The 23,577-nt window shown below is 36.5% G+C and carries 18 protein-coding genes; 3 read left to right on the forward strand and 15 right to left on the reverse strand.

From position 1 onward, the window contains the following. Positions 1-17: 17 nt before the first annotated feature. The 3 genes from Q0Y70_RS02475 to Q0Y70_RS02485 all read right to left on the reverse strand — a co-directional run bounded on the left by Q0Y70_RS02475 (position 18) and on the right by Q0Y70_RS02485 (position 3,309). Entirely contained in the window at positions 18-518 is a 501-nt protein-coding gene (locus Q0Y70_RS02475) for an O-acetyl-ADP-ribose deacetylase (RefSeq protein ID WP_297816126.1), read from the reverse strand. A 2-nt stretch (positions 519-520) separates the two neighbouring features. Further along, positions 521-1,171, reverse strand: coding sequence for a hypothetical protein (locus Q0Y70_RS02480; protein ID WP_297816128.1), 651 nt, complete (start codon positions 1,169-1,171; stop codon positions 521-523). Positions 1,172-1,353: 182 nt separating this feature from the next. Then, the gene (locus Q0Y70_RS02485) at positions 1,354-3,309 is read right to left on the reverse strand and encodes a sucrose-specific PTS transporter subunit IIBC (RefSeq protein ID WP_297816130.1); all 1,956 of its coding nucleotides are present in this window, start codon (positions 3,307-3,309) and stop codon (positions 1,354-1,356) included. 272 nt (positions 3,310-3,581) lie between these two features. Between Q0Y70_RS02485 and Q0Y70_RS02490 the strand changes: the two genes are divergently transcribed. Next, positions 3,582-5,051, forward strand: a complete 1,470-nt coding sequence (locus tag Q0Y70_RS02490; RefSeq protein ID WP_297816132.1) for a sucrose-6-phosphate hydrolase — start codon at positions 3,582-3,584, stop codon at positions 5,049-5,051. Between the two features lie 16 nt (positions 5,052-5,067). After that, positions 5,068-6,051: a LacI family DNA-binding transcriptional regulator gene (locus Q0Y70_RS02495; RefSeq protein WP_297816134.1), complete on the forward strand. Its 984-nt coding sequence runs from the start codon at positions 5,068-5,070 to the stop codon at positions 6,049-6,051. Between the two features lie 73 nt (positions 6,052-6,124). Here the strand turns inward: Q0Y70_RS02495 and Q0Y70_RS02500 are convergent, their stop codons facing one another. From Q0Y70_RS02500 to glpK, 12 genes are all read right to left on the reverse strand, one after another. After that, positions 6,125-7,744: an alpha-glucosidase gene (locus Q0Y70_RS02500; RefSeq protein ID WP_297816136.1), complete on the reverse strand. Its 1,620-nt coding sequence runs from the start codon at positions 7,742-7,744 to the stop codon at positions 6,125-6,127. Positions 7,745-7,882: 138 nt separating this feature from the next. After that, positions 7,883-8,740: a sugar ABC transporter permease gene (locus Q0Y70_RS02505; protein ID WP_297816138.1), complete on the reverse strand. Its 858-nt coding sequence runs from the start codon at positions 8,738-8,740 to the stop codon at positions 7,883-7,885. A 2-nt stretch (positions 8,741-8,742) separates the two neighbouring features. Then, positions 8,743-10,098, reverse strand: coding sequence for a carbohydrate ABC transporter permease (locus Q0Y70_RS02510; protein WP_297816140.1), 1,356 nt, complete (start codon positions 10,096-10,098; stop codon positions 8,743-8,745). A 65-nt stretch (positions 10,099-10,163) separates the two neighbouring features. Beyond that, on the reverse strand, positions 10,164-11,378 hold the full coding sequence (locus Q0Y70_RS02515; RefSeq protein ID WP_297816142.1) for an extracellular solute-binding protein: 1,215 nt from the start codon (positions 11,376-11,378) through the stop codon (positions 10,164-10,166). 90 nt (positions 11,379-11,468) lie between these two features. Beyond that, positions 11,469-12,575, reverse strand: a complete 1,107-nt coding sequence (locus Q0Y70_RS02520) for an ABC transporter ATP-binding protein (protein ID WP_297816144.1) — start codon at positions 12,573-12,575, stop codon at positions 11,469-11,471. Then, positions 12,575-13,252 (reverse strand): beta-phosphoglucomutase, encoded by a 678-nt coding sequence (pgmB, locus tag Q0Y70_RS02525; protein WP_297816145.1) that lies wholly within the window; start codon positions 13,250-13,252, stop codon positions 12,575-12,577. Before pgmB ends, Q0Y70_RS02520 begins: the two co-directional genes overlap by 1 nt. Further along, on the reverse strand, positions 13,237-15,510 hold the full coding sequence (locus tag Q0Y70_RS02530) for a glycoside hydrolase family 65 protein (protein ID WP_297816147.1): 2,274 nt from the start codon (positions 15,508-15,510) through the stop codon (positions 13,237-13,239). The genes pgmB and Q0Y70_RS02530 overlap by 16 nt, the downstream gene beginning before the upstream one ends. A gap of 159 nt (positions 15,511-15,669) precedes the next feature. After that, on the reverse strand, positions 15,670-17,391 hold the full coding sequence (locus Q0Y70_RS02535; protein WP_297816150.1) for a glycoside hydrolase family 13 protein: 1,722 nt from the start codon (positions 17,389-17,391) through the stop codon (positions 15,670-15,672). Positions 17,392-17,415: 24 nt separating this feature from the next. Continuing rightward, the gene (locus Q0Y70_RS02540) at positions 17,416-19,071 is read right to left on the reverse strand and encodes an alpha-glucosidase (RefSeq protein ID WP_297816151.1); all 1,656 of its coding nucleotides are present in this window, start codon (positions 19,069-19,071) and stop codon (positions 17,416-17,418) included. Between the two features lie 106 nt (positions 19,072-19,177). Continuing rightward, on the reverse strand, positions 19,178-20,128 hold the full coding sequence (locus Q0Y70_RS02545; protein WP_297816154.1) for a LacI family DNA-binding transcriptional regulator: 951 nt from the start codon (positions 20,126-20,128) through the stop codon (positions 19,178-19,180). A gap of 81 nt (positions 20,129-20,209) precedes the next feature. After that, the gene (locus Q0Y70_RS02550; protein ID WP_297816156.1) at positions 20,210-20,986 is read right to left on the reverse strand and encodes a tyrosine-protein phosphatase; all 777 of its coding nucleotides are present in this window, start codon (positions 20,984-20,986) and stop codon (positions 20,210-20,212) included. Positions 20,987-21,028: 42 nt separating this feature from the next. After that, positions 21,029-22,525 carry a glycerol kinase GlpK gene (glpK, locus tag Q0Y70_RS02555; RefSeq protein ID WP_297816158.1) on the reverse strand — a complete coding sequence of 499 codons (1,497 nt, stop codon included), beginning with the start codon at positions 22,523-22,525 and terminating at the stop codon, positions 21,029-21,031. A 154-nt stretch (positions 22,526-22,679) separates the two neighbouring features. On the opposite strand from glpK, the gene thiD reads away from it, so the two are divergent. Continuing rightward, a complete protein-coding gene (gene thiD / locus Q0Y70_RS02560; protein WP_297816159.1) occupies positions 22,680-23,495 on the forward strand; it encodes a bifunctional hydroxymethylpyrimidine kinase/phosphomethylpyrimidine kinase in 816 nt (271 codons plus the stop codon). The last annotated feature ends 82 nt before the right edge of the window (positions 23,496-23,577 follow it).

The raw sequence follows: 23,577 nt of genomic DNA on the forward strand, positions 1-23,577 counted from the left end.
ATAAGCAACTACCCATTTTATTTTTCTAACAATTGTTGATAAATATTTTTATTTTCTACATCAAATACACAAAAAATTATCTCAAGTGAGCTCTGATTATCTATTAACCACTTTTTACAAGTATCAATAGCTATTTGAGCTGCCTGATCTTTGGGGTAACCATAAACACCAGTTGAAATACACGAAAAAGCAAGCGATCTTAAATGATGATCTTTAGCTAAGTTTAAACTATTTAAATAGCAATCACTCAGCAATTTCTTATTATCATCTTTATCATGAAAACGATAAATTGGACCAACCGTATGAATAATATACTCGGCTGGCAAATTATAACCTTTAGTTATTTTGGCTTGCCCAGTTTCACAGCCATGTAATTTCTTACACTCTTGTAATAGCGCGCTTCCTGCTGCTTTATGAATCGCACCATCAACTCCTCCACCACCAAGTAAACTTTTATTAGCAGCGTTGACAATTGCATCAACTTTTAATTTAGTAATATCGCCTTGAATTACTTTCATTTTTACTCCACTTTGATAACAATGCCCTTTGGTAGTAATTGTCCTACCAAATAATTTTGAATAACATCAGCTTGTGAGTTAAAGCCTAAGGCATCTAACGAAGTATTGAAATAAGCAGTAATAGTCTTATTTCCTGATAAGATAACTTCAATTAAGCCATTTTCAGTCACGGTAATTTTAAGATTACGATCTGCAAACAAATCCTTGTTTTTAGCCTTTAATTCTAATAATGCCGCCACTTTATCCCAATCCTGACTATGATCATCAGCTAACAATTCATTAGGAATAACTGGATTTTGTGCAACTAAGATAATTAATGCCAGCTCTTGATACAGGCTCTGCAAGTCTTGGCCTAATATCGATGTTAAATTATTTTTCAATCCATCTTTTTCTTGATTTAAAAGCGTCACTAATTCTTGTGCAGACATTTGATGGTCAATCATATGCTTTTTAATAGCTTTAGTGATATTACAATTAAGAGCAGGATCCGTATAGACTAATTCAAAGCCCATCTTTTTTGCTTTAGCTTGTTGATTCTGACTGATCTCCCAATCAACATACAAGCCTTCGACGCCAAGGTCTTTTATTTCAGACAATCTTTGCTCTGTATCAAAATCAGCAGGTTTTACTTGATACCAAATTTTTGTCTCCATGTTATATCTCTTTTCTATAGCAAAATAAAAAGACTTTCCCTATACTTTGTTAATTTTAGCATCATTATCTTATTTTTACAGTTAGATATACAATGCCTTTCTTATATATCATAGCTTTTTTTGTGTGGTCATGGCTAGAAAAAAAGACTCTCATGGAGAGTCTTTTAAATCTTGTTATTTAATTAACGCTTAGTTACAGCAATTAAGTCATCGCCATGTTTCTTTTCTACACCGTCAACTTTTTGAACATTAGCATAACTTGCGGTATTGGTTACCACAACCATTACAGTTGAATCATAACCTGCATCTTTAACTTTTTGTAAATCAACGCTACCTAATTTATCGCCTACTTCAACATGTTGACCTTGCTTAACTACACTAGTAAAGCCGTCACCTTTCATGTTAACAGTATCAATACCGATATGAATCAATACTTCAGCACCCTTATCAGATTTAATACCATAAGCATGTTTAGTTTCATAAGCTACTGTAATTTCCCCAGAAACTGGAGCGTAAATTTCTCCTTCACTTGGTACAACTGCAGCACCTTTACCCATTGCTTCAGTAGAAAAGACAGGATCTTTAACATCGGTTAAGCTTTCAGCTTTACCAGAAACTGGAGAAGCGATAATTTCATCATGTAATTCATTATTTTCCTTAATAATCTTATCTGCTTCTTGTTGCTCAGCAACTTCATCGCCTGCTGATTCAACAGTTGCAGATTCTGCTTGAACATCTTCTTTTAAGTGCTTTTTGCCGTAAACAAAAGTCAATCCAAAGGCGATTACAAAACTGATTGCCACTGAAACAATCCACATTGGAATTGAGCTTGGAACCATTGATAAGAATCCAAGAAATCCTGCAGAACCAAGTGCAGCCGCAGTAACGTGCATAAGTCCTGCAAATGCAGCACCAAAACCAGCACCAATTAAAGCACAGAAGAATGGGAACTTGTACTTCAAGTTAACACCGAATAAAGCTGGTTCAGTAATACCAAGTAAAGCTGAAACACCGGATGAACTTGCCAAGCCCTTAACTTTTTCGTTCTTAGTTAAGAAGTAAATTGCAAACGTTGCAGCACCTTGAGCTACGTTAGCCATACATGCAGTAACAAAGATAAAGTCACCAGATCCACGTCCACGAGCAAATTCGGCCAGCAACTGAGTTTCTACAGCTGGGAAACTTTGGTGAAGTCCAGTAGTAACAATTGCTGAATATGACAAACCAAAGATACCCATACCAAATGCACCAGTAGTGTTGTACAACCACACAATTGCATTAGTAATAGCATCTGAAACACCTTTGAAGACTGGCCCGATAATTACAAAAGTTAAAAAGCCAGTGATCATAATTGATAAAAGTGGTGTAAATGTAAAGTCAACTGCAGATGGCAAGTGCTTGTGGAAGAATTTTTCCAAAATGGATAAAACCCACACAGCAACTAAAACTGGAATAACTTGGTATTGATAGTTAGTTTGTGAAACGTGAAGGCCAAAAATATTCCAGTAATGACTACTTGCACCTAAAGCTGGAGTTGTCATAATCATACCAATAGTTGCACCCAAGAATTGGTTAGCGCCAAATCTTTTAGCAGCCGACATACCAACTAGAATCGGCATAAAAATAAATGGTGCAGCTGACATGATTTGGATCATGCTAGAAAGACCAGCAATGCTTGGTGCCATTTGAACAACAGATTGCTTGCCAAATAGTCCTGGTGAAGTTAAAAAGTTGTTCAATGCCATCAACAAACCACCAGCAACTAAAGCTGGGATAATTGGTACAAAGATATCAGAAAGTAACTTGATAAAGCCCATGATAACTTTAACAACCGGATTACGGTTGTCATTAGCTTGAGAAACCTTCTTTAGATCTTCGGTTGAAGCTTCATGCAAACCTGTAATTTTAATTAACTCATCGTAAACATTGTTAACATCCCCAGGTCCGATAATGATCTGGAATTGTCCGTTAGTTTTAAAGTAACCCTTGATGTCGGCGTCATCGTCAAGCATCTTAGTATTAACTTTATCATCATCTTTTAAAACAAGACGTAAACGGGTTGCACAGTGAGCTGCAGCAATTAAATTATCACGGCCGACAGCCTCAATAACGACTTGCGCCACTTTTTTGTGGTCCATACTTCGTCCTCCTTGCTCATGTAAGCGTTTTTCTTTTGATTACATGTTATATGATAGCGTATTCTGAATTTATGTCAAGCGTTTATCATAAAAATTATAATCAAAAATTTTAAGAGATCTTATTTTTGCATAAGTATACGATTTATATCAGTATTTTATATATGTATAATGCTATGCTTAAATATGTTATTCGTTTGACATACTTAAAATTTTTGATTAAGATTAAGAATATCAAGAATGCGTTTACATTATATAGAAGGATGATTTTTATTATGGAATGGACTAGAGAAAAAAGATATCTAAAATATAAGGATTGGGATGCACAAACTTTACTCAATCTTCAAACCCAAGCAGCTACTTCTGCTTATCAAATGCACTATCATGTTCACCCATTATCTGGTTTAATTAACGATCCAAATGGCTTTTCCTATTATAATGGTGAATACCATTTATTTTGTCAGTCTTATCCTTTCGGTCCAGTTCATGGCGTGAAATCCTGGATTCATTTTGCTTCGCCAGATATGGTCCATTGGCGTTATTTAGGTCAAGCAATCAATCCCGATAGCGATGTTGATAATGCAGGAGCGTATTCAGGTTCTGGCTTTGTACATGATGGTCAACTACTATTAGCTTATACCGGCAATCACCGCGACGAAAACTGGGTTAGAACTCCTTATCAAGTTATCGCCCGGATGGACAAAAATAATAAAATCGTTAAAGATACTGATCCAATTATTTTGCCACCTGAACATGTAACAGAACATTTCCGCGATCCACAATTATTTGAACATAACGGTAAGTACTACATCATTTTAGGGGCCCAAGATAAAGAAACTAAATCTGGTAAAATCGATATCTATAAATCAGATGATTTAAAGAATTGGCATGAAGTTGGCTATCTTGATTTTTCAAATGAAAATATGGGATATATGATCGAATGTCCAAACTTAGTTTTTGTAAATGATCAACCTGTCCTTATTTTTTGTCCGCAAGGCTTAGATAAAAAGATTGCCGATTATGACAATATCTATCCTAATATGTATCTGATCGGTAAAAACATTGATTTAGCTAAGGCTAAATTTACACCAGTACAAAAAGCACCTAAGAATTTAGATGACGGTTTTGACGTTTATGCTACTCAAGCCTTCAATGCACCTGATGGCAATGCTTATGCAATCAGCTGGGTGGGTTTACCAGATTGTACTTATCCTACTGATAACGAGAATTGGGCTAACACTTATAGCCAAGTTAAACGCCTAGAAGTAAAAGATAATAAGCTTTATCAGCACCCTTTAAAAGCAATTGAAAGTCTGCGAATGGATCATGTTGCCTATTCAAATCAGGCCCACTTAACTGATCATGCAAGCAGTCAATATGAATTAAAGCTTTCTATTAAACGTAATCAAGCTGGTAAGTTAGTCTTAAATGCTGATACATCCATGCAGACTGGTTTAGTATTAGACTTTAAAACTGGCGACAGCAGTCGCTTAATTATCGATCGTTCAAATGTCGGTCCAAAGGTCAATCCAGATTATGGCGAACAACGCGAAGTTTTGCTTGATCCAAATAAAGATCTTGATTTGGATATTTTCGTTGATGGTTCCTTGTGCGAAATTTTTATTAATAATGGGGCACACGTTGCAACCTTACGCTTTTTCGCAGATCCTGAAAATCAAACTATTAGCTTTGATCATGATATTGATTATGATGCAGACTTTTGGAAAATGATGCCAATAATGTAATGAAGTAGGTATAAAAATGGTTAAATTAACTGATGTAGCAAAAAAAGCTGGCTGCTCAGTGACAACAGTTTCTCGAGTTATCAACAACTATGGCTATCTTAGTGAAGCTACTAAAAACAAAGTTCATAAAGCCATGGCGGAATTAAATTATCAGCCTAATTCAGTAGCACGTTCCTTACAAGGCAAAAAAACACAACTAGTGGGAGTGATTTTTCCAAGTATTACTAATCCTTTCTTTGGAGAATTAGTTGAAAAAATCGAAAATGAACTTTTCAAAGAAGGCTATAAAACTATTCTCTGCAATGCCGCTAATGACAAAGAAAAAGAACGCACTTACTTGCAAATGCTAATGGCTAACCAAGTCGATGGCATTATTGCCGGCGCTCATAATTTAGGTATTGATGAATATAAAAAGACCGGTCTTCCAATTGTATCTTTTGATAGAAAGCTATCAGATAATATTCCAATCGTCAGCTCAGATAATTTTGCCGGCGGCAGTCTTGCTACTGAAACACTCTATAAAAATGGTGCCCGTCATATTTATTTTATTGGTAATCCCGTTTTAGATGGACATCCTACTCAAAAAAGATTGCAAGGCTATCAACAAAAAATTCAAGAACTAGGACTCACCCCCCACGTTCACCCTACAAAATTCGGCGAAAGTTTAGAGCTTAAGGAAATGGCAATCAAAGAGCTGCTCCAGTTTCATCATGTTGATGGTATTGTTGCCTCGGATGATTTAACTGCACTAACCGTCTGGCAAGTAGCCAATCAATTAAACATTAAATTGCCACAAGATCTCAAGATCATTGGCTTTGACGGCAGTCAATACATTCAAAACTATGCACCATTTTTATCAACAATAGTTCAGCCAACTTCCGCAATTAGTGAATTGCTGGTTAAATTACTTCAAGAACGAATTGCTCATCCTAATGATAAGTTAAAACAAATCACTTATCAGCTGCCAATCAAATTACTGAACAGAAAATCCTGTCAATAATCACTCACCATCATCGATCACAAATCAAATAAAGAGCAGATATTCCACTTAATGAATACCTGCTCTTTATTTGTTATTTTTCTACAAGTGCAAAGGCCTCATATGGCTCAAGTTCAATATTTTCCAGAGACTTTCTCTCATCATAATTACCAAGTAACCATTTTTTAATATCTACTTTATGATCAAATTTTTGTTTTTCACCTGACAAGTTCGCTACAACTAACCACTTTTCATCGCCTAGAATCCGCCAGTAAGCCAAAACACTGTCACCAGTATTTTCAACTAACTTAAAATCTCCATCAACTACGATCGGATTTTCATGACGTAATTTAATCAACTTTTGGTAAGTATAAAATACTGAATTTGGATCTTTTAGTGCTTTTTCAACATTAATCTCTTTATAGTTAGGATTTACTTTAAGCCACGGCTTAGCCTCACTAAATCCAGCATTTTCTTGATCATTCCATTGAATTGGGCGCCGCGCATTATCACGACCCTTGGCATTAATTGACTTTAATATGTCTTGTTTTGAATATCCTTTTGCCAAACGTTCGTTATACATATTAATACTTTCGATATCTTCTACTTGAGAAATATCATCAACTGGATAGTTGGTCATCCCAATTTCTTCACCATTATAGATATAAGGCGTTCCATGCATTAAATGTAGCACTGTCGCAAACATCTTGGCACTTTGAATGCGATATTTTCCATCATCGCCCCAGCGAGAGATAACGCGAGGAATATCGTGGTTTTCCCAGAACAAACTATTCCAAGCATGATCAAAGTCAATGTCGGTTTGCCATTTAACCAGAACCTTTTTTAATTCACCTAAATTTAATGGACGCAAGTCCCATTTTTCTTTACCAGCTTGTTGGTCAAGACCTTGATTTTCAAATTGAAAGACCATCGATAATTCATGACGAGCTGGATCTGAATATTCTTCAGCAATCTTAGGAGTTGAATTCCATGTCTCTCCCACTGTCATCAAGTCATGATTACCAAAAGTATTCTTATTCATTTCTTGTAAATATGGATGAAGCATTGGTCCATTAGCACTTATTGCTTTATCAGGATCTTTACCAATTAATTCAATGACGTCCATTCTAAAGCCGCCAATTCCCTTATCAATCCAGAAATTCATCATATCATAGATCTTTTGGCGTAATTCGGGATTAGACCAGTTCAAATCAGGTTGCTGTTTAGCAAATAAATGCAAATAATATTGTTTGGTATTTTCATCCCATTGCCAAGCCGAACCTGAAAATGATGACTTCATATCATTAGGTACTTCTCCATCAGTCCCATCGCGCCAAATATAGTAATCGCGGTATGGATTATCCTTGCTCTTTTTAGCTTCAATAAACCACTTATGTTGATCAGAAGTGTGATTGACAACTAGATCCATGACAATCCTAATATTTCTTTTCTTAGCTTCTTGGATTAAGTTCTCCATATCTGCCATTGTGCCATATTGCGGATCGATTGCTTCATAATCTGAAATATCATAGCCATTATCAATACCAGGTGACTGATAAACTGGCGACAACCAAATAGCATCAATACCTAACTTTTGTAAATAATCTAATCGAGAAATGATCCCATTCAAATCACCGATTCCATCACCGTTACTATCTTGAAACGATTTTGGATATACTTGATATACTACTGCTTTTTTCCACCATGGAGTCATATTTGTAATTCCTCGCTTTCTAACTCTCTTATGAAATTGTTTTTTCAAAGATATCTGAAATAGTTGACTATTTTTTCTCAAACTCATATAAAAAACGTCTTGCCAAGACAAGACGTTCTTATAAAGGATAAAGCTTTTTTAACCCTTATCTGCACCAGCAGTAATTCCGTTAACATAGAACTTCTGCATGAAGACAAACAAGATAGTAATAGGGATAGCTATAATTACACATCCAGCCACAAATTGTGCAAAGTAGGCGGTTGCGTTACCTTTAGCTGTGTGCACCATGTTGTAAAGACCATATGCAATAGTGTAATCCTTGGCATTTCCTGAAGTAGAAAGAATAATACCTGAGAAAATGAAGTCTGTCCATGGAGCAATAAATGCAGTTAAAGCTGTATAAACAATCATTGGCTTAGATAATGGTAAACCGATATGTAAGAAAACTTGCCAGTTAGTAGCACCATCAATTTCAGCTGCTTCGTCAATTGCGCGAGGGATAGTATCAAAGAATCCTTTAGCTACATAGAAGCCAAGACCTGCACCACCAACATAAACAAGTAACAAACCAAAGAGGTTTAACATGTTAAGACCTTTCAAGATGTAGTACAAAGCGATCATAGCCATGAAGCCTGGGAACATTCCCAAAACTAATGCAATTTGTAAGAATGGCTTTCTGAATGCAAATCGTAATCTTGATAATACATAAGCAACAGAAATGGTTAAGAATGTTGAAATAACCATCGAAGCTAACGAAATAGCTAAAGTATTAATAATCCAGTTACCAAATGGGTATTGCGGATTAGTAAAGATTCCGATATAGTTTTGCAAAGTAAACTTGTCAGGCCAAAACGTTGAAACAAAGCCTGTATCGTTGTATGAAAAACTTGCTAAGATAATCCAAACAATTGGTAAAATCCATAAAATAGCAAGGATAGTTAATAGAATGTAACGGCCAATTAATGAGAGCCGTCTTTGAGCACTGTAAGATTTCATTTTTAGCCCTCCTTAAATGCGTTAGTCCGTCTATAAGCTAATAAGGATACAACGGCACTGATTACAAAGATTAAGATACCTAATACAGCGGATGCATTATAACGTTGTTCTTGTCCGAAAGTTAAGTTATATAGCCACGTTACCAATAAGTCGGTTGAGCCCGCACCATTGTATTTACTATTCATTGGTGCACCACCTGTCAGCAAGAAGATAACGTTAAAGTTGTTAATGTTTCCGATGAATTGTTGGATCAATGATGGAGCCATAACAAATAAGATTTGAGGGAAAGTAATCGATCTAAAAATTTGTGCTGCATTAGCACCATCAATTCTAGCTGCTTCAATTTGATCTTGAGGTAAGTTTTGAATAATAGCAGTTGAAACCAACATTGAAACTGGGATACCAATCCACATGTTAACGATAATTACAGTAATTCGAGCAACTAATGGAGAAGCTTGGTTATCAATAAAGTGAATTGGGGAGCTAATTAAGTGCAAGTTCATTAAAATGTTGTTCAAAGCACCTTGATAATCCAAGAATTGTGCCATCATCAATAATGAAACGAATTGAGGAACGGCCCAAACAATAACAAAGACAGTTCTCCAAAAGCCCTTATGTTTGATACCTTTAGATTCAATCAGCATTGCAAGCAATACACCAAAAAAGAATGTAGTAGCAGTTGCTGCAACGGCCCAAATCAAGGTCCAGCCTAATACTGGGAAGAAAGTACCAGCCAAATCACCGCTTAAAACATTACCAAATGCTTGAAAACCAGTCCAAGAAAAGGCAATTGGGTGCTGTCTATCATAGTTAGTAAATGCCATAGAAATCATGAAGACAGTTGGCAATACAGTGAAGAACAAAATACCTAATAAAGGAATAGTCATTAAAGTTGAGTGCAAACGACTATCAAATAGACTCTTTAGTTCTTCCATATTAGTAGCAATGTGGTCACCATCACGTTTAGCAATATAATTGTTTCTAGTTGATCTAAGGTTTAAATAATAGATCCAAATGAAGGCAATACACATAAAGATTGCCAAGATACCAAACAGCAAAATCAAAACAGAGTTTGATGGCTGCTTAGTAACATAAACACCTTGTGAAGCGTCGTAGACAACTCTTTTAGTTTTATCTGGTCCTAAATTTGAAAGTAACTTCAAAGCGGGAATACCACTCATAAAGAACCAAACAAAGAATATAATTTCACTTAATAAGAAGACAATCCCTTTAACCCATTGCTTATTAGCAAATGCATTGCTTCCCATTAAGAAGAATGATAATTTTGTCGCACCATCACCTTTTTTGAAGGTTTCGCGATAAGTTGCTTTAGGCGCTACATGCTTTTTTCTGAACATAGCTTATCCCCTTCTTAAGAGAAAAGATTGGATTTTAAGCCAATCTAATCTTTATCTTTCCATTCCTATTTCTTTTCGATGCTCTTTTGAAGCTTCTTAAGTTGTGCCATGTAGTCTGCTGGCTTGATCTTACCATCGTAAGTACCACTGATTAATGGAGCAGCACCGTTCCAGAATGCAGCCATTTGTGGAAGCTTAGGTTGTAATACTGAGTTACCGGGTTTAGCCATTTCAATTACGGCTTCAGCAACTGGGTCAGACTTAACAGCTTGTGAGTTAACTGCGCTCTTTAATACAGGAATTTGACCTGCTTCTTTGTGGACAATTAATTGAGCTTTCTTGTTAGTAATAAATGAAGCTAATTGTGAAGCAGCTTTAGCATTTGAAGTGTGTGAGTTTACAGCGAAACCTTCAATACCTAAGAATGCTTCCATTTGAACGTTCTTGCCACCAACGTTGATAGTTGGGTATTTAGCAACAGCAAAGTTGTCACCTAAAATCTTCTTGATGTTAGCAGCGTTCCAAGGTCCGTCTAAGATAGCAGAAGCATTACCCTTCTTTAATTGGTTTAATGCGTTTGAAGTTTGCATAACACCTTTGTTGTGCTTTTGTTCTGCGAACCACTTCAATGCGTTTACACCTTTTTCAGATGCAAAGTTTGAACCGTGAAGGTCTTCACCACTCTTACCGTATAATTGAGTACCTGCTGAGAAGAATACTGGCCACATTACATATGCGTTAGTAAAGTCAGTACCAACAACACCCTTAGAAGTTAAAGTAGTCCAATCCTTAACATCATTTTCACTCAACTTAGACTTGTTGTAGTAAAGAGTTTGAGCTTGTTGTGCATATGGATAAGCATAAATCTTACCTTTCCATGCAACACCCTTAGATGCAACATCAATGTAATCGCTCTTGATCTTCTTAGTATCTTGTGGTGAAAGTGGGTTAATGTAACCAGCCTCAGCCATTTGACCTAATTGGTCATTTGGAACTTCAAATACATCAGCAGCTTTAGATGGGTCTTTACCAACATCAGTCTTAGCATTAGCAGAACCATTTGGACTTTGAACAACACGTACTGAAATATTCTTGTGAGTCTTAGTAAAGTCCTTAACAATATTTTTGTAGTATGGTACTTGTTCAGTATCTACCCAAAGAGTTAACTTACTGCTTCCGCTGTTTCCACCGTTACTTGAACTGTTATTTGAACATGCGGCAGCTGATAGGCCAACTAATACTAATGTGCTTGCTAAAGCGAGCTTTTTCCAAATCTTCATGACATTTCCTCCTAAAATATCCAGCTTTCCTTAAAAACAATGCAGTTTTTATCTGCTAATTGCTTACATTAATAAATTTTACTAAGGTCGTTAATTTACAATTGCCTCAGTAGTATCTTTGTCGAAAAAGTGTGCCTTGTTAACATCAAAGCCCATTTCCACTTGATCACCAGGTGTGTGGTAATCACGAGCGTTAACAATTGCGACAAATTCCGTACCATCAACTTTTTGGTAAAGTTGAATAGTAGAGCCCAGAAGTTCTGAAACTACAACTTCAGATTTAACGACTGCGTTAGGCCAAGTTTCAATAAAGGCTTCTTCAGCATGGATATCTTCTGGACGAATACCAAAGACTAAATCTTTATCTCCATAGCCTTTTTCTTCGAGCATCTTGGCCTTACCTTCTGGAATTTCGATATCCAAGCCCTTGCCATCACTAATTCTCTGGTTCTTGTAGTGAACATTGAAGAAGTTCATTTGAGGAGAACCAATGAAGCCAGCAACAAACATATTCTTAGGCTTGTTGTAAACTTCAAGCGGAGTTCCGATTTGTTCTACCTTACCTACAGACATAACAACCACTCTATCAGCCAAAGTCATGGCTTCAGTTTGGTCGTGAGTTACGTAGATAGTAGTAGTGCCTAAATCTTGGTGCAATTTTGCAATTTCGGCACGCATTGATACACGAAGTTTTGCATCAAGGTTTGAGAGCGGTTCGTCCATCAAGAAGATCGGAGCATCACGCACAATTGCACGTCCTAAAGCAACACGCTGACGTTGACCACCTGATAATTCTCCTGGTTTTTTATCAAGGTAATCTTCCAAACCTAAAATCTTGGCAGCATGCTTAACACGCTTGTCGATTTCAGCCTTGTCATAATGGCGAAGTTTTAAACCAAATGCCATGTTATCGTAGATACTCATGTGTGGATACAAAGCGTAGTTCTGGAATACCATGGCAATATTACGATCTTTTGGTGCGGTATCATTCATCACTTTGTGATCAATTTCAAAAGTACCTTCGCTGATATCTTCCAAGCCAGCTACCATTCTTAAAGTGGTTGACTTACCACAACCTGATGGACCAACGAAAACAATAAATTCCTTGTCTTTGATGTGCAAATCAAAGTCGTTTACTGAATAACGATCATTGTTAGGATACTTCTTATAAATGTGATTTAAATCTACTTCAACCATTAACTTTCCCTACTTTCTTGATATTTATTGAAGGCTGTTTCAATTTCTTTAAGGTTAAGCTTGCTTGTATCAGAAACCGTGTAGTCTGCTTTGAGCACATCTGCATCCCCAATTCCAACTGCGAATTGGTTAGCAGCTTTAATTGCTTGAACTCCAGCAGCCGCATCTTCAAAGCTGATAACCTCATCTGGTTTTAATCCCAAGAGCTCTTGAGCTCTCACATAAATTTCTGGATCAGGTTTACCATGATGAAGAGTTGCTGGATCAACAATTTCATCAAATTCATCAATAATATCTAATTTGTTTAAAATTGTTGGAGCATTCTTAGAAGCTGATGCAATTGCCATTTTCAAATTTTGTGCTTTAGCATCTTTGAGCAGCTGCATGATCCCTGGCAAGATATCATCTGGAGTCATTTTTTGAATGCAAGCTACGAAGTTGGCATTCTTTTTTGCCGCAAATTTTTCTTTCTCAGCTTCAGAATACTTATCTGTTTGGTTTCCAAATTCTAAAATTAAATTTAGTGAATCCATTCTAGATAAGCCGCGTAAAGCATCTAATTGCTTTGAATCAAGTGTAATTCCTAATTCTTTTGCTAGATCATTCCAAGCTGAAAGGTGAAATCTTGCAGAATTAGTTAAAACTCCATCAAGATCAAAAATTAATCCTTTAAGCATGATTCTTGTCCCTCTTTCAAAGTAAGTTTTTGACCTTTTACTTCAACTTCAAGATCTGGACCTGATAAAAGCGTAATCTTAGTTTGTGTCTTATCTACATAAACCTGAATCAAGCGTCCACGATAGTTGATCTTGAAACTATATTTATCCCAGTTATCCGGAATAAATGGATTAAACTTCAATTGATCGTGGTCATATCTCATTCCAGCAAAACCTTGAACAATTGCTAGCCATGAGCCACTCATTGATGTGATGTGAAGACCATCAACTGTATCGTTGTTGTAGTTGTCTAAGTCTAAACGAGCCGTTCTTTCATATAATTCAACTGCTTTTTCTTTCTTACCAAGCTCGGCAGCGAGAATTGAGTGAATACATGGTGAAAGTGAACTTTCATGAACGGTCAGAGGTTCATAGAAATCAAAGTTCTTTTCTTTTTGCTGTTTAGTATATTGATCATTTAAGAAGTAAATACCCTGTAAAACATCTGCTTGTTTGATAAATGGTGATCTTAAAATCTTATCCCATGACCAATTTTGGTTAATTGGACGTTGATCAGCAGGAATTGTACTTACTGGACGAATATCTTTATCTAAGAAGTCATCTTGTTGTAAGAAAATACCAAGATCCTTGTCTTCACCAAGATACATGTTGTCAACAATGTCTTGCCAATGTGCTTTTTCTTCATCAGTCACATTTAACTTATCTAATACATTTTGGTTAGCTTTTGGCAAACGTTCTAATGTATAGCTAATTAGCCATTTTGCCATTGTATTAGTAAACCAATTATTATTAACATTGTTTTCGTATTCGTTAGGACCAGTTACACCGTGAATTACGTATTTATTTCTCATCTTAGAAAAGTGAACCCGGTCAGCCCAGAATCTAGCAGTATCTACTAAGACTTCCATGCCTTCGTTTTCAACGTAACTTTCATCACCGGTGTAGTTAGTGTATTGATAGATTGCAAATGGGATATCTGCATTTCTATGAAGTTCTTCAAAAGTAATTTCCCATTCGTTGTGACATTCAATTCCGTTGAAAGTTACCATTGGGAACAAGGCACCTTTTAAGCCTTGTTGAGCTGCATTGTGAAATGCACCTGGTAATTGATCATAACGATATTGAAGCAATGCCCGCGTTACAGATGGATCAGTAACACATAAGTACATCGGAACAATATAAGCTTCAGTGTCCCAATAAGTTGCTCCACCGTATTTTTCACCGGTAAATCCTTTTGGACCAACGTTCAAACGCTTATCTTCGCCGTAATAAGTCATAAATAATTGCAAGATATTAAAGCGAATTCCTTGTTGAGCTGCTGCGTCACCATCAATTTCGACATCACTTTTATCCCAGCGTTTTTGCCAAGCTGCTGTATGATCAGCTAAGTTTTCTTCAAAGCTCTTTTCTTGAAGCTCATCCATTAACTTATCTGCCACTTGAGCTTGATCTTTTTCTTCCACATCCCGGCTAGTTACTACAATGACATCTTTTTCTAATTCGTAGCTTTGTCCTTCGTTTAACTCAATTGAAAACTTTTCATTAAGTTTGGCATCTTCACTGCTTGTTTGAGTAGCAATTGCCTCATTATCATGTCTTAAGCTTTGCTTGAGTAAAACCGTAAATTGTGGAACCTTATAAGGATTTGGCTTAGTTTTAACTTGGATGCTCTTAGCACTTTCATCTTGTGCAATTGGCATCCAGAAGTGTTCTTCATAGTTACTATCTTCGTTAACGATAGTTGCGTCTAAGCTAGCATCAAAATCAATTTTTGCTTTTCCTGATAAAACAGTAGCTTTAACTTTAATCAATGCTGCTTGTTTAAACGTGATATGAAGAAAACGTTCAAATTCAAACTTAACTTGACAATCTTTACCTTCATAGATAAAACTTCTTGAAAGTAAGCCTTGATGCATATCCAATGAAAGATCGAAATCACTGAACTTCACTTTAGCTAAGTCAATTTTTTCGCCGTTAACTTTAATGCCAATACCAATAAAGCTAGGCGCATTTAAACTTTTGCCAAAATATTCAGGATACCCGTTTTTCCACCAACCAACACGAGTTTTGTCTGGGAACCAAACACCAGCAAGGTAAGTTCCTTGAAGGCTATCATCAGAATAACCTTCTTCAAAATTACCTCTCATACCCATGTAGTCATTTCCGATTGCCGTCATACTTTCTTGCAACCGTTTATCTTCTTTCGAAAAATTATGAGTTTCAACCTTCCAGGGGTCTATTTCAAAAATTCTTTTCATTTTTATCTCCACCGCTTTGTGAGGTTCTTTTGTTTACAATCTAATTATCACTTTAATGAAACCGCTTAACAAGATTGAAACAAATGTTACCGGTATCATATTTTTGACAAAAAGAAAAAGCCATGCTAAAGCTTGGCTTTTCCCAATATATCAACGTTTTTATGCTTTAGTCACCACAAAACCATCTGGTTTAAGATAACTATTTTCATAATTTTGGCTCAAAATATCGTCAACACTCAGCTTAATTTTCTCTTTGCTAGTATTGAAGTAAGCCGTCAAATCCTCGCTACCACGGCGTTTTACTTCAATTAATCCATCATTTGTTACAGATAACAAGATACTGCCTCGTCCTAAAGTTTCACTATGTTTACGACGAAATTCGATTAACTCATGGACTCTTTGCCAAACTGGAGTGTCTTCTTTTGACCAATCCATTGGCTTGCGGCAGTCTGGATCATTCTTACCGCTCATTCCCATTTCAGTTCCATAATAAATACATGGACTGCCTGTTTGCATAAACATAAAAGCTAACGCCTGGAGTGCTAAATCTTGATTACCATGAGCTACTGACAAAATCCGTGCTGTATCATGACTATCAAGCATATCCATCATTGCTTGATTAGTCATATCACGATAAAGCATTAATTGATCAGTCAAATGTTCCACTAATTCTTGAGACGTTTGTTTGTGCTCAAAGAAGTGATCTTCGATTTGAAGAGTGTAAGGATAATTCATAACACCAGTAAATTCGTCTCCGTTAAGCCAAGGACGAGCTGAATGCCAAATTTCTCCTACGATATAAAAATCTGGCTTGATTTTTACTAATTCATCATGAAATCTCTTCCAGAAATGATGATCGACTTCATTAGCTACATCTAAGCGCCAAGCATCAATATCAAAATACTTTACCCAATAAGTTGCAATCTCTAATAAGAAATCTTGCACTTGCTTATTAGCTGTATTAAGTTTTGGCATATGCTTTTCAAAAGCAAAAGTTTCATAAGGTGGTTGACCTTGTCCTTTACTTGGATCACGATAGGGTTCTACTGGGAAAGAATTAATGTGGAACCAGTCTTTAAAGCGGGACTTTTCACCATTTTTAACAACATCTTGCCACTGCATTGATTGATCACCTAAATGGTTAAACACAGCATCTAGCATGACTTTAATACCGCGTTTATGCGCTTCACTGACCACTTTTGCAAACAGATCCTTATCACCAAAAGCAGGATCAATTTGTAAATAGTCAATCGTATCATACTTGTGGTTAGAAGCTGCCTTAAATATCGGACAAAAGTAAATCCCATTAATCCCTAACTTTTGTAAATAGTCTAAATGATCTAATACCCCTTGTAAGTCTCCACCATAAAAGTCCTCTCTTGTCGGATGATCTTCAGGATTCCATGGTTTAGTATTAATAGGGTCATTACTTTTATCGCCATTGGCAAAACGTTCTGGAAAGATTTGATACCAGACAGTATCTTTAACCCATTCTGGCGTTTTAACCATATCAATTTCATGTAAATATGGCATCTTAAAGTAAGAGCTATCCGAATTTAAAGCTTTTTTGCTAAAGTCGCTAATTGCGCGATCACCCACAATTTTATGATCACCGTCATTTCCTATTACTTCAAAAGTATATTTAACTCGGTGATATGGAGCTTTTAAAGTCACAGCCCAGTGCTCACTAACTTGACCTACTCCAATTTTTTTCATTTCAATTGTTTCATCTGTTTTTGTTGGCAAATAATTATCCGTATAATGAACAATTACTTTGGCTACATCATTTTTTGCACTGTGAAAACGAAGGCGCAGATGACTGCGATCAATTGCAAAACAATCTTCGCTCTCAGTTTGATGGCGTAATGCGGCTAACTGCATATTTTTCTCCTTGAAATCACTTAATTATTTTTCTAAAACTACTCCAGCGTAAGGACTGAGCTTCAATTTATTTTCTTTAATCTCATATTCGCCGGCTGCTAAGTCAGCTTGATGATAAGCATCAGGTAAGCTGAGTTCGATCTCTTTTTCACTTAAGTTCACGGCAACTAATGCACTTTGATCTTGATAGTCACGCTGGTAAACATAGCTGTTTTTGTCTGTAGCTAAAAGATAGTACTTTCCTTCTTCAAAGAGGTCGGTTTTCTTAAGCTCCAGCATTTTTTTATAAAAATTAAACATACTTTGACTATCAAGCATCTCATCAGCTACGTCTGCATGATCTAATTTTTTCCCTGTTAACCAAGGTGTATGAGTACTAAAGCCGTAGTTTTTTTCAGTTGTCCACGGCATTGGATTACGTGCTGGTAATTTATGAGTCTGACTCACCATCTTGAAAGCTTGGGCTTGACTCTTACCTGCAGCTTTAGCGCTTTTGACAAAATCTTGTACAGTCAAATCTTTAAAGTCATCGATATTATCAAATTCAAGATTCTTTAATCCTAACTCTTCGCCATAATAGATAACTGGGATTCCCCGCTGCAAATACATCAACATGGCTAGACTACGTGCCTGGGTTTGGTTATGAGCAACTCTAGTTGCTAGACGTGCCATATCGTGATTATTCCAATATAAGGTTGGTTGAGAAATACCTGCTAAAGTTTGCTGCCAAATGGCTTGGTTTTGCTTAAAAGCAGTAAAATCAAGTTCTTTAGGTTGGTATTGAGCACTAAAACTCTTATCAACTTTACTATCATCTTCAGTGAAGTATCTAAAAGTAATCACACTATCCATTAAGTGATTTCTCTTACTTGTATAATCAACTGCCAAATTCACACTAGCGCTAGCTGCCTCACCTAACAATAAGGTATCAGGATAGTCTTTTTTTATTTCTTCACAAAATGGCCTCATCCATTCTTGAACTTGTGGCAAATTGGCAAAAAATCCTTCCGCAATTACTGGCTTTTGACTATTATCAGCTGTCGGATAATTTTGTCTCAGATCCGCTTTAGCAATATGAATAAAGGCATCTAAACGCAGTCCATCGATTCCTTTTTCTAACCAATATTCTGCAATTTCTAGCATTGCATGACGAACTTCCGGATTCTTCCAATTTAAATCAGGCATTCTCTTATCAAACAAGTGGAAATAAGATTGGCCCGTACCTGCAGGATCCGGCTCCCAGACACTACCGCCAAAAAAGCTGCCCCAATTATTTGGTCTTTTATTATCTTTGCCAGCAAAAATATAGTAATCACGATAAATACTGTTCGGATTTTTTATAGCATCTTGAAACCAAGGGTGTTGATCAGAAGTGTGATTCAAAACAAAGTCCATGATTACTTTAATGCCTGCTTGATGTAAATCTTGTATTAAGTTATCCATATCTGCCATAGTTCCCATATGAGGATCTACTGCAAAATAATTTGAAACATCATAGCCGTTATCTACTTGAGGTGAAACAAAAACTGGGTTAAGCCAAACTGCATTAATTCCGAGTTCTTTCAAATAAGGAATGCGTTGTCTAATACCGTTAAGATCACCTATTCCATCCCCATTAGAGTCTTGAAAAGACTTGGGATAAATTTGATAAATAACCGCTTTATCATACCAATGTGTCATAATTTTTCCTCCATAAGTTAATTTTAGCGGCACATCTAAAGCGGTTTCAACAAACTATCAACTGTTACCGGTATCAAAAAAGCCCAAGAAATTCTTGGACTTATCTTTATCTAGTACTTTCTCTTTTAATTAAATCTGGCGGCATGAGAACTTCGCCTTGCTGTGCACCATCTTGAGCCACTTTTTGCAAAATCATCATTGCTAGAGATTCACCTAATTTAAAGATTGGTTGTTTGATTGTTGTTAACTTAGGATTTGAAACTTGATCTAAAAATACGCCATCAAAACCAATTACACCAAAATCTTTAGGTATTTTTCCACCTTTTTCTTGAATTGCGCGGACAACGCCCACAGCAATTCGATCGCTTGCGCAAATAAAACAAGTATCAGGTGCAAACTTACTCCAATTTTCGCAAATAAAACTTTGAGCTTTGCGGCTATGGTTGGCTACTCTAAAGATACGTGGTATCTTTTTATATTTTTGAAGAGTATTGATATAGCCAGCTTCACGAGAATATTCAAATGGTTCTTTTTCATCAATACCAATAAAAATAATTGACTGATAGTTACGATCTATCGCATATTGGGTTGCAAGTTGATCGCCAAGCTTGTTATCGGTATCAATAAAATCATAACCATAACGGTTTTCGCCAAACAAGACAAACGGCTTTTCAAGCTTATCTAGCCAAGCAGAATCCGTCGCCCGAGCGCCAGTAATAATATAGCCATCACAGTTACCCTTTTCCACATCGCTAGCTGTGCGCACCAATTGTAAAGAAAAGTGTTGTGATTGTAGTCCCTGAGCGATCCCAAAAAGTAGATTCATATAATATGGCTCAGTTGTATCGATATTTTCTAAAATCACAAACTTGATGACGTTAGTTCTTTTGCTAGCTAAAGCACTAGCTGCCGAATTAGGATGATAATCTAATCGATGCATTGCCTCCAAAACTAGCTTTCTTAGTTCAGGAGTGACTTGCTGGGGATGGTTAATTACTCGAGAAACAGTCATTTTAGATACATTAGCTTCTTTAGCTACATCAGAAAGTGTTGGCACAATCTTTACCTCACATAGATTTAAAAATAATATTCTATACGATTAATCATACTACCACATGACTACTTGTTGCTAGAGCATTTATATTAAATATAATTTTTTTAAATCTACTAAGTCTTGTTTGGTAAAGCCCAATATTTTAGTAAAGTAATTTTCAAAACTACCAAAACCCTCGTTGATTGTCGCAGTGACGCCTTTAATTGCGGTCCCTTCGCCTTGAGTAACATTCATCTGATTAACCATTTGCAGCATCTCGGAATCACTTGGCATCTGCTTTTTTAAGCCAAAGCTATACAATTCATTAGTTAATAAATAATCTTTAGCAATGGTTCGATCATCGACGCCTAATCCCGTTAAAATAAGTGCACTCATCATCCCAGTGCGATCTTTTCCAGCACTGCAATGATAAACTAGCGCTTGATCTTGCGGCAAAGTTAACAACTCAGCAAAAACTCGACTAAAAGCTCTCTGACTTGCGGGACTTAAGATTACATCTTGATAAATCTGACCTAAATATGAGTCCATCTCAGGAATATGGTGGAAGAATTTATATAAGGGCCGCTTTTCGTCTACAAAATTGCCACTGCGATCTTCACTATAGACATGACAATCTACGAATTGAGCATTTTTCCATAAGCGGTCAGGTGCCATATCTTGTTCATTGCTCGAACGCAAATCGCAATCAACCGTTATCTTCATCTGCTCTAGCTTTTCCTGATCTTCAGGGGTAAGAGAGCTCAAAGAATCTGAGCGATAAATTTTATTCCATCTAACTTTTTGACCATGATTGTTTTCATAGCCACCAATATCACGAAAGTTAACAGTACCATCTAAAGTAATTAAACGCTGATGTGTCATAAACTCACCTACTTCAAATTAATATTCCAACTTCATTGTAGCTTATTTATGTTTAAAAAGCTGGGTTGCACGTACCGCCATCTGCCAACCTTCATATAGGTCAGATCTTTGCTGGTGACTCATTTTTGGTTCAAAGTATTTTCCTATTTTAAAGACATGTTTGATCTCTTCTAAATCTTGCCAATACCCAGTTGCAAGTCCTGCTAAAAAAGCTGCTCCTAAACTAGTAGTTTCTAAGATTTTGGCTCTTTCAATTGGAGTATTCAAAATATCAGCTTGAAATTGCATCAAATAGTCATTATTAGAAGCACCACCGTCTACTCGCAAGGCTTTAATTTGAATTCCGGAATCTTTTTCCATTGTATCTACAACATCACGGGTTTGATAAGCTAGCGATTGCAGTGTTGCCTTAATTAAATCATCGCGATTACTGCCGCGAGTTAAGCCAAATATTGCGCCGCGAGCTTGTGCATCCCAATAAGGAGCACCTAACCCAGTAAAAGCAGGCACAACATAGACTTCGTTGTTAGATTTTGAACGCTGGGCGTATTTTTCTGAATCTTTTGCATCTTTAAAAAAGCGCATCGAATCGCGTAACCACTGAATAGCACTGCCAGCCACAAAGACAGATCCCTCCAAAGCGTAATTCACTGTACCATTTAGAGCGTATGCAATTGTAGTTAATAAGTTATGATTAGAATCTGTAGGATTTTGCCCCGTATTCATCACAATAAAAGACCCTGTACCATAGGTATTTTTCACCATGCCAGGCTCTAAAGCCAACTGTCCAATCAGTGCTGCTTGTTGGTCGCCAGCAACTCCACTAATTGGAACAGTTCCACCAAAAAAGTGATAAGGAATTGTATAGCCATATATTTCTGAATTAGACTTTACTTCAGGCAAAATAACTTTGGGAATATTTAAAATGCGTAAAATATCTTCATCCCACGATAATGTATGAATATTAAAAAGCATTGTCCGGCAAGCATTAGTAAAGTCGGTCGCATGAACGCGGCCGTTTGTTAATTTCCAAATAAGCCAAGAATCAATTGTTCCAAATAAAAGTTCACCTTTTTCAGCGCGCTTTTGAGCATGAGGTACATGATCTAAGATCCAGCGAATCTTGGTTGCTGAAAAATAAGGATCAATAATTAGGCCGGTTTTTTGACGAATCATTTCGCCTAAACCTTCATTAATCATCTGGTCGGCTAACTCATTGGTTTGACGCGACTGCCAGACAATTGCATTATAGATTGGTTCGCCAGTTTTTTTATCCCAAATAACTGTGGTTTCACGCTGATTAGTTATCCCAATCGAAATCACCTGTTCAGGACGAATATGCGAATTAATAAAAGCTTGGGCTATTGTTGACTGGACCGCATTCCAAATTTCATCTGCATTATGTTCTACCCAACCAGGATGAGGAAAATACTGGGGAAATTCACTCTGGGCTTCAGTGATTTTTTGACCCTGATGATCAAAAATAATCGCCCGTGTCGAAGTGGTCCCTTCATCCAGTGCCATAATAAATTGCTGCATCTTTTTTCTCTTTTCTTCTATTATATATACATAATTATCTTATTTTGGACTAAATCTTTAAATAAGCTATACAAGAAAGCATTTTATTTAAACATCATTCATGTTAATCTTATAATGTTTACATAGCAAAAAGCTAGTTGGAAGGAGTCGAATTATGACTGAAGAACATATTGAAGCAGTGACAATTGCTGGTAATGACAGCGATGGTAGTGCTGGCATGCCAGCAGATTTGCATGCCTTTTATGCACGCAATGTCTATGGAATGGGAATTTTAACTGCTGCGGTAGCTGGTAACTCCCAAGGGATTTTTGCTCAAGAAATAATGCCTGTTGATTTCATTAAAAAACAATTCGAAGTTTTAGACGAAGACTTTAAGATTAAAGCCGTTAAAACAGGGATGCTAGCTAATAAAGAGATCATCCATGTGGTAGCTGAAGAATTAAAAAAGACACAGTGGCCAAATGTAGTGCTTGATCCAGTTATCATTACTAAGCATGGGGCAACTTTATTATCCGATGATGCTTATCAAGCCTTTTTGGATGAATTATTACCACTAGCCACTATCATTACCCCTAACTTTTTTGAAGCACAAAAATTAACTGGTTTAGAATTAAAAGACGACGAAGAAATTAAACGCGGTGCACAAATGCTTCAAAATATGGGAGCAAGCAACGTTTTAATTAAAGGTAAGCATGATGGCTCAAGTCAAGAAGTAAAAGACTACTTGTTATTAGCAGATAGTAGTGAAAAATGGTTCACCAAACCTTACTTTAAGACTGACCGTGTAAATGGAACTGGCGATACCTTGTCAGCAGTTATTGCAGCTGAACTTGCTAAGGGAGCTAAAATCGAAGATGCAGTAAAGACTGCAAAAGATTTTACCTACGAAGCAATTTCTCATCCAATCAATGTCGGTTCAAAATGGGGTCCAATCAACCACTTAAAAGCTCAAGAAGAAATGAAAAATTAAATTTTTAGCCATTACGCAAGTAATGGCTTTTTTGTACTTGTTAAAACTCTTCATATATGCGAAAATTACATTAATTTTAGTA

Source organism: uncultured Lactobacillus sp., assembly GCF_947367085.1.
Lineage (GTDB): Bacteria > Bacillota > Bacilli > Lactobacillales > Lactobacillaceae > Lactobacillus.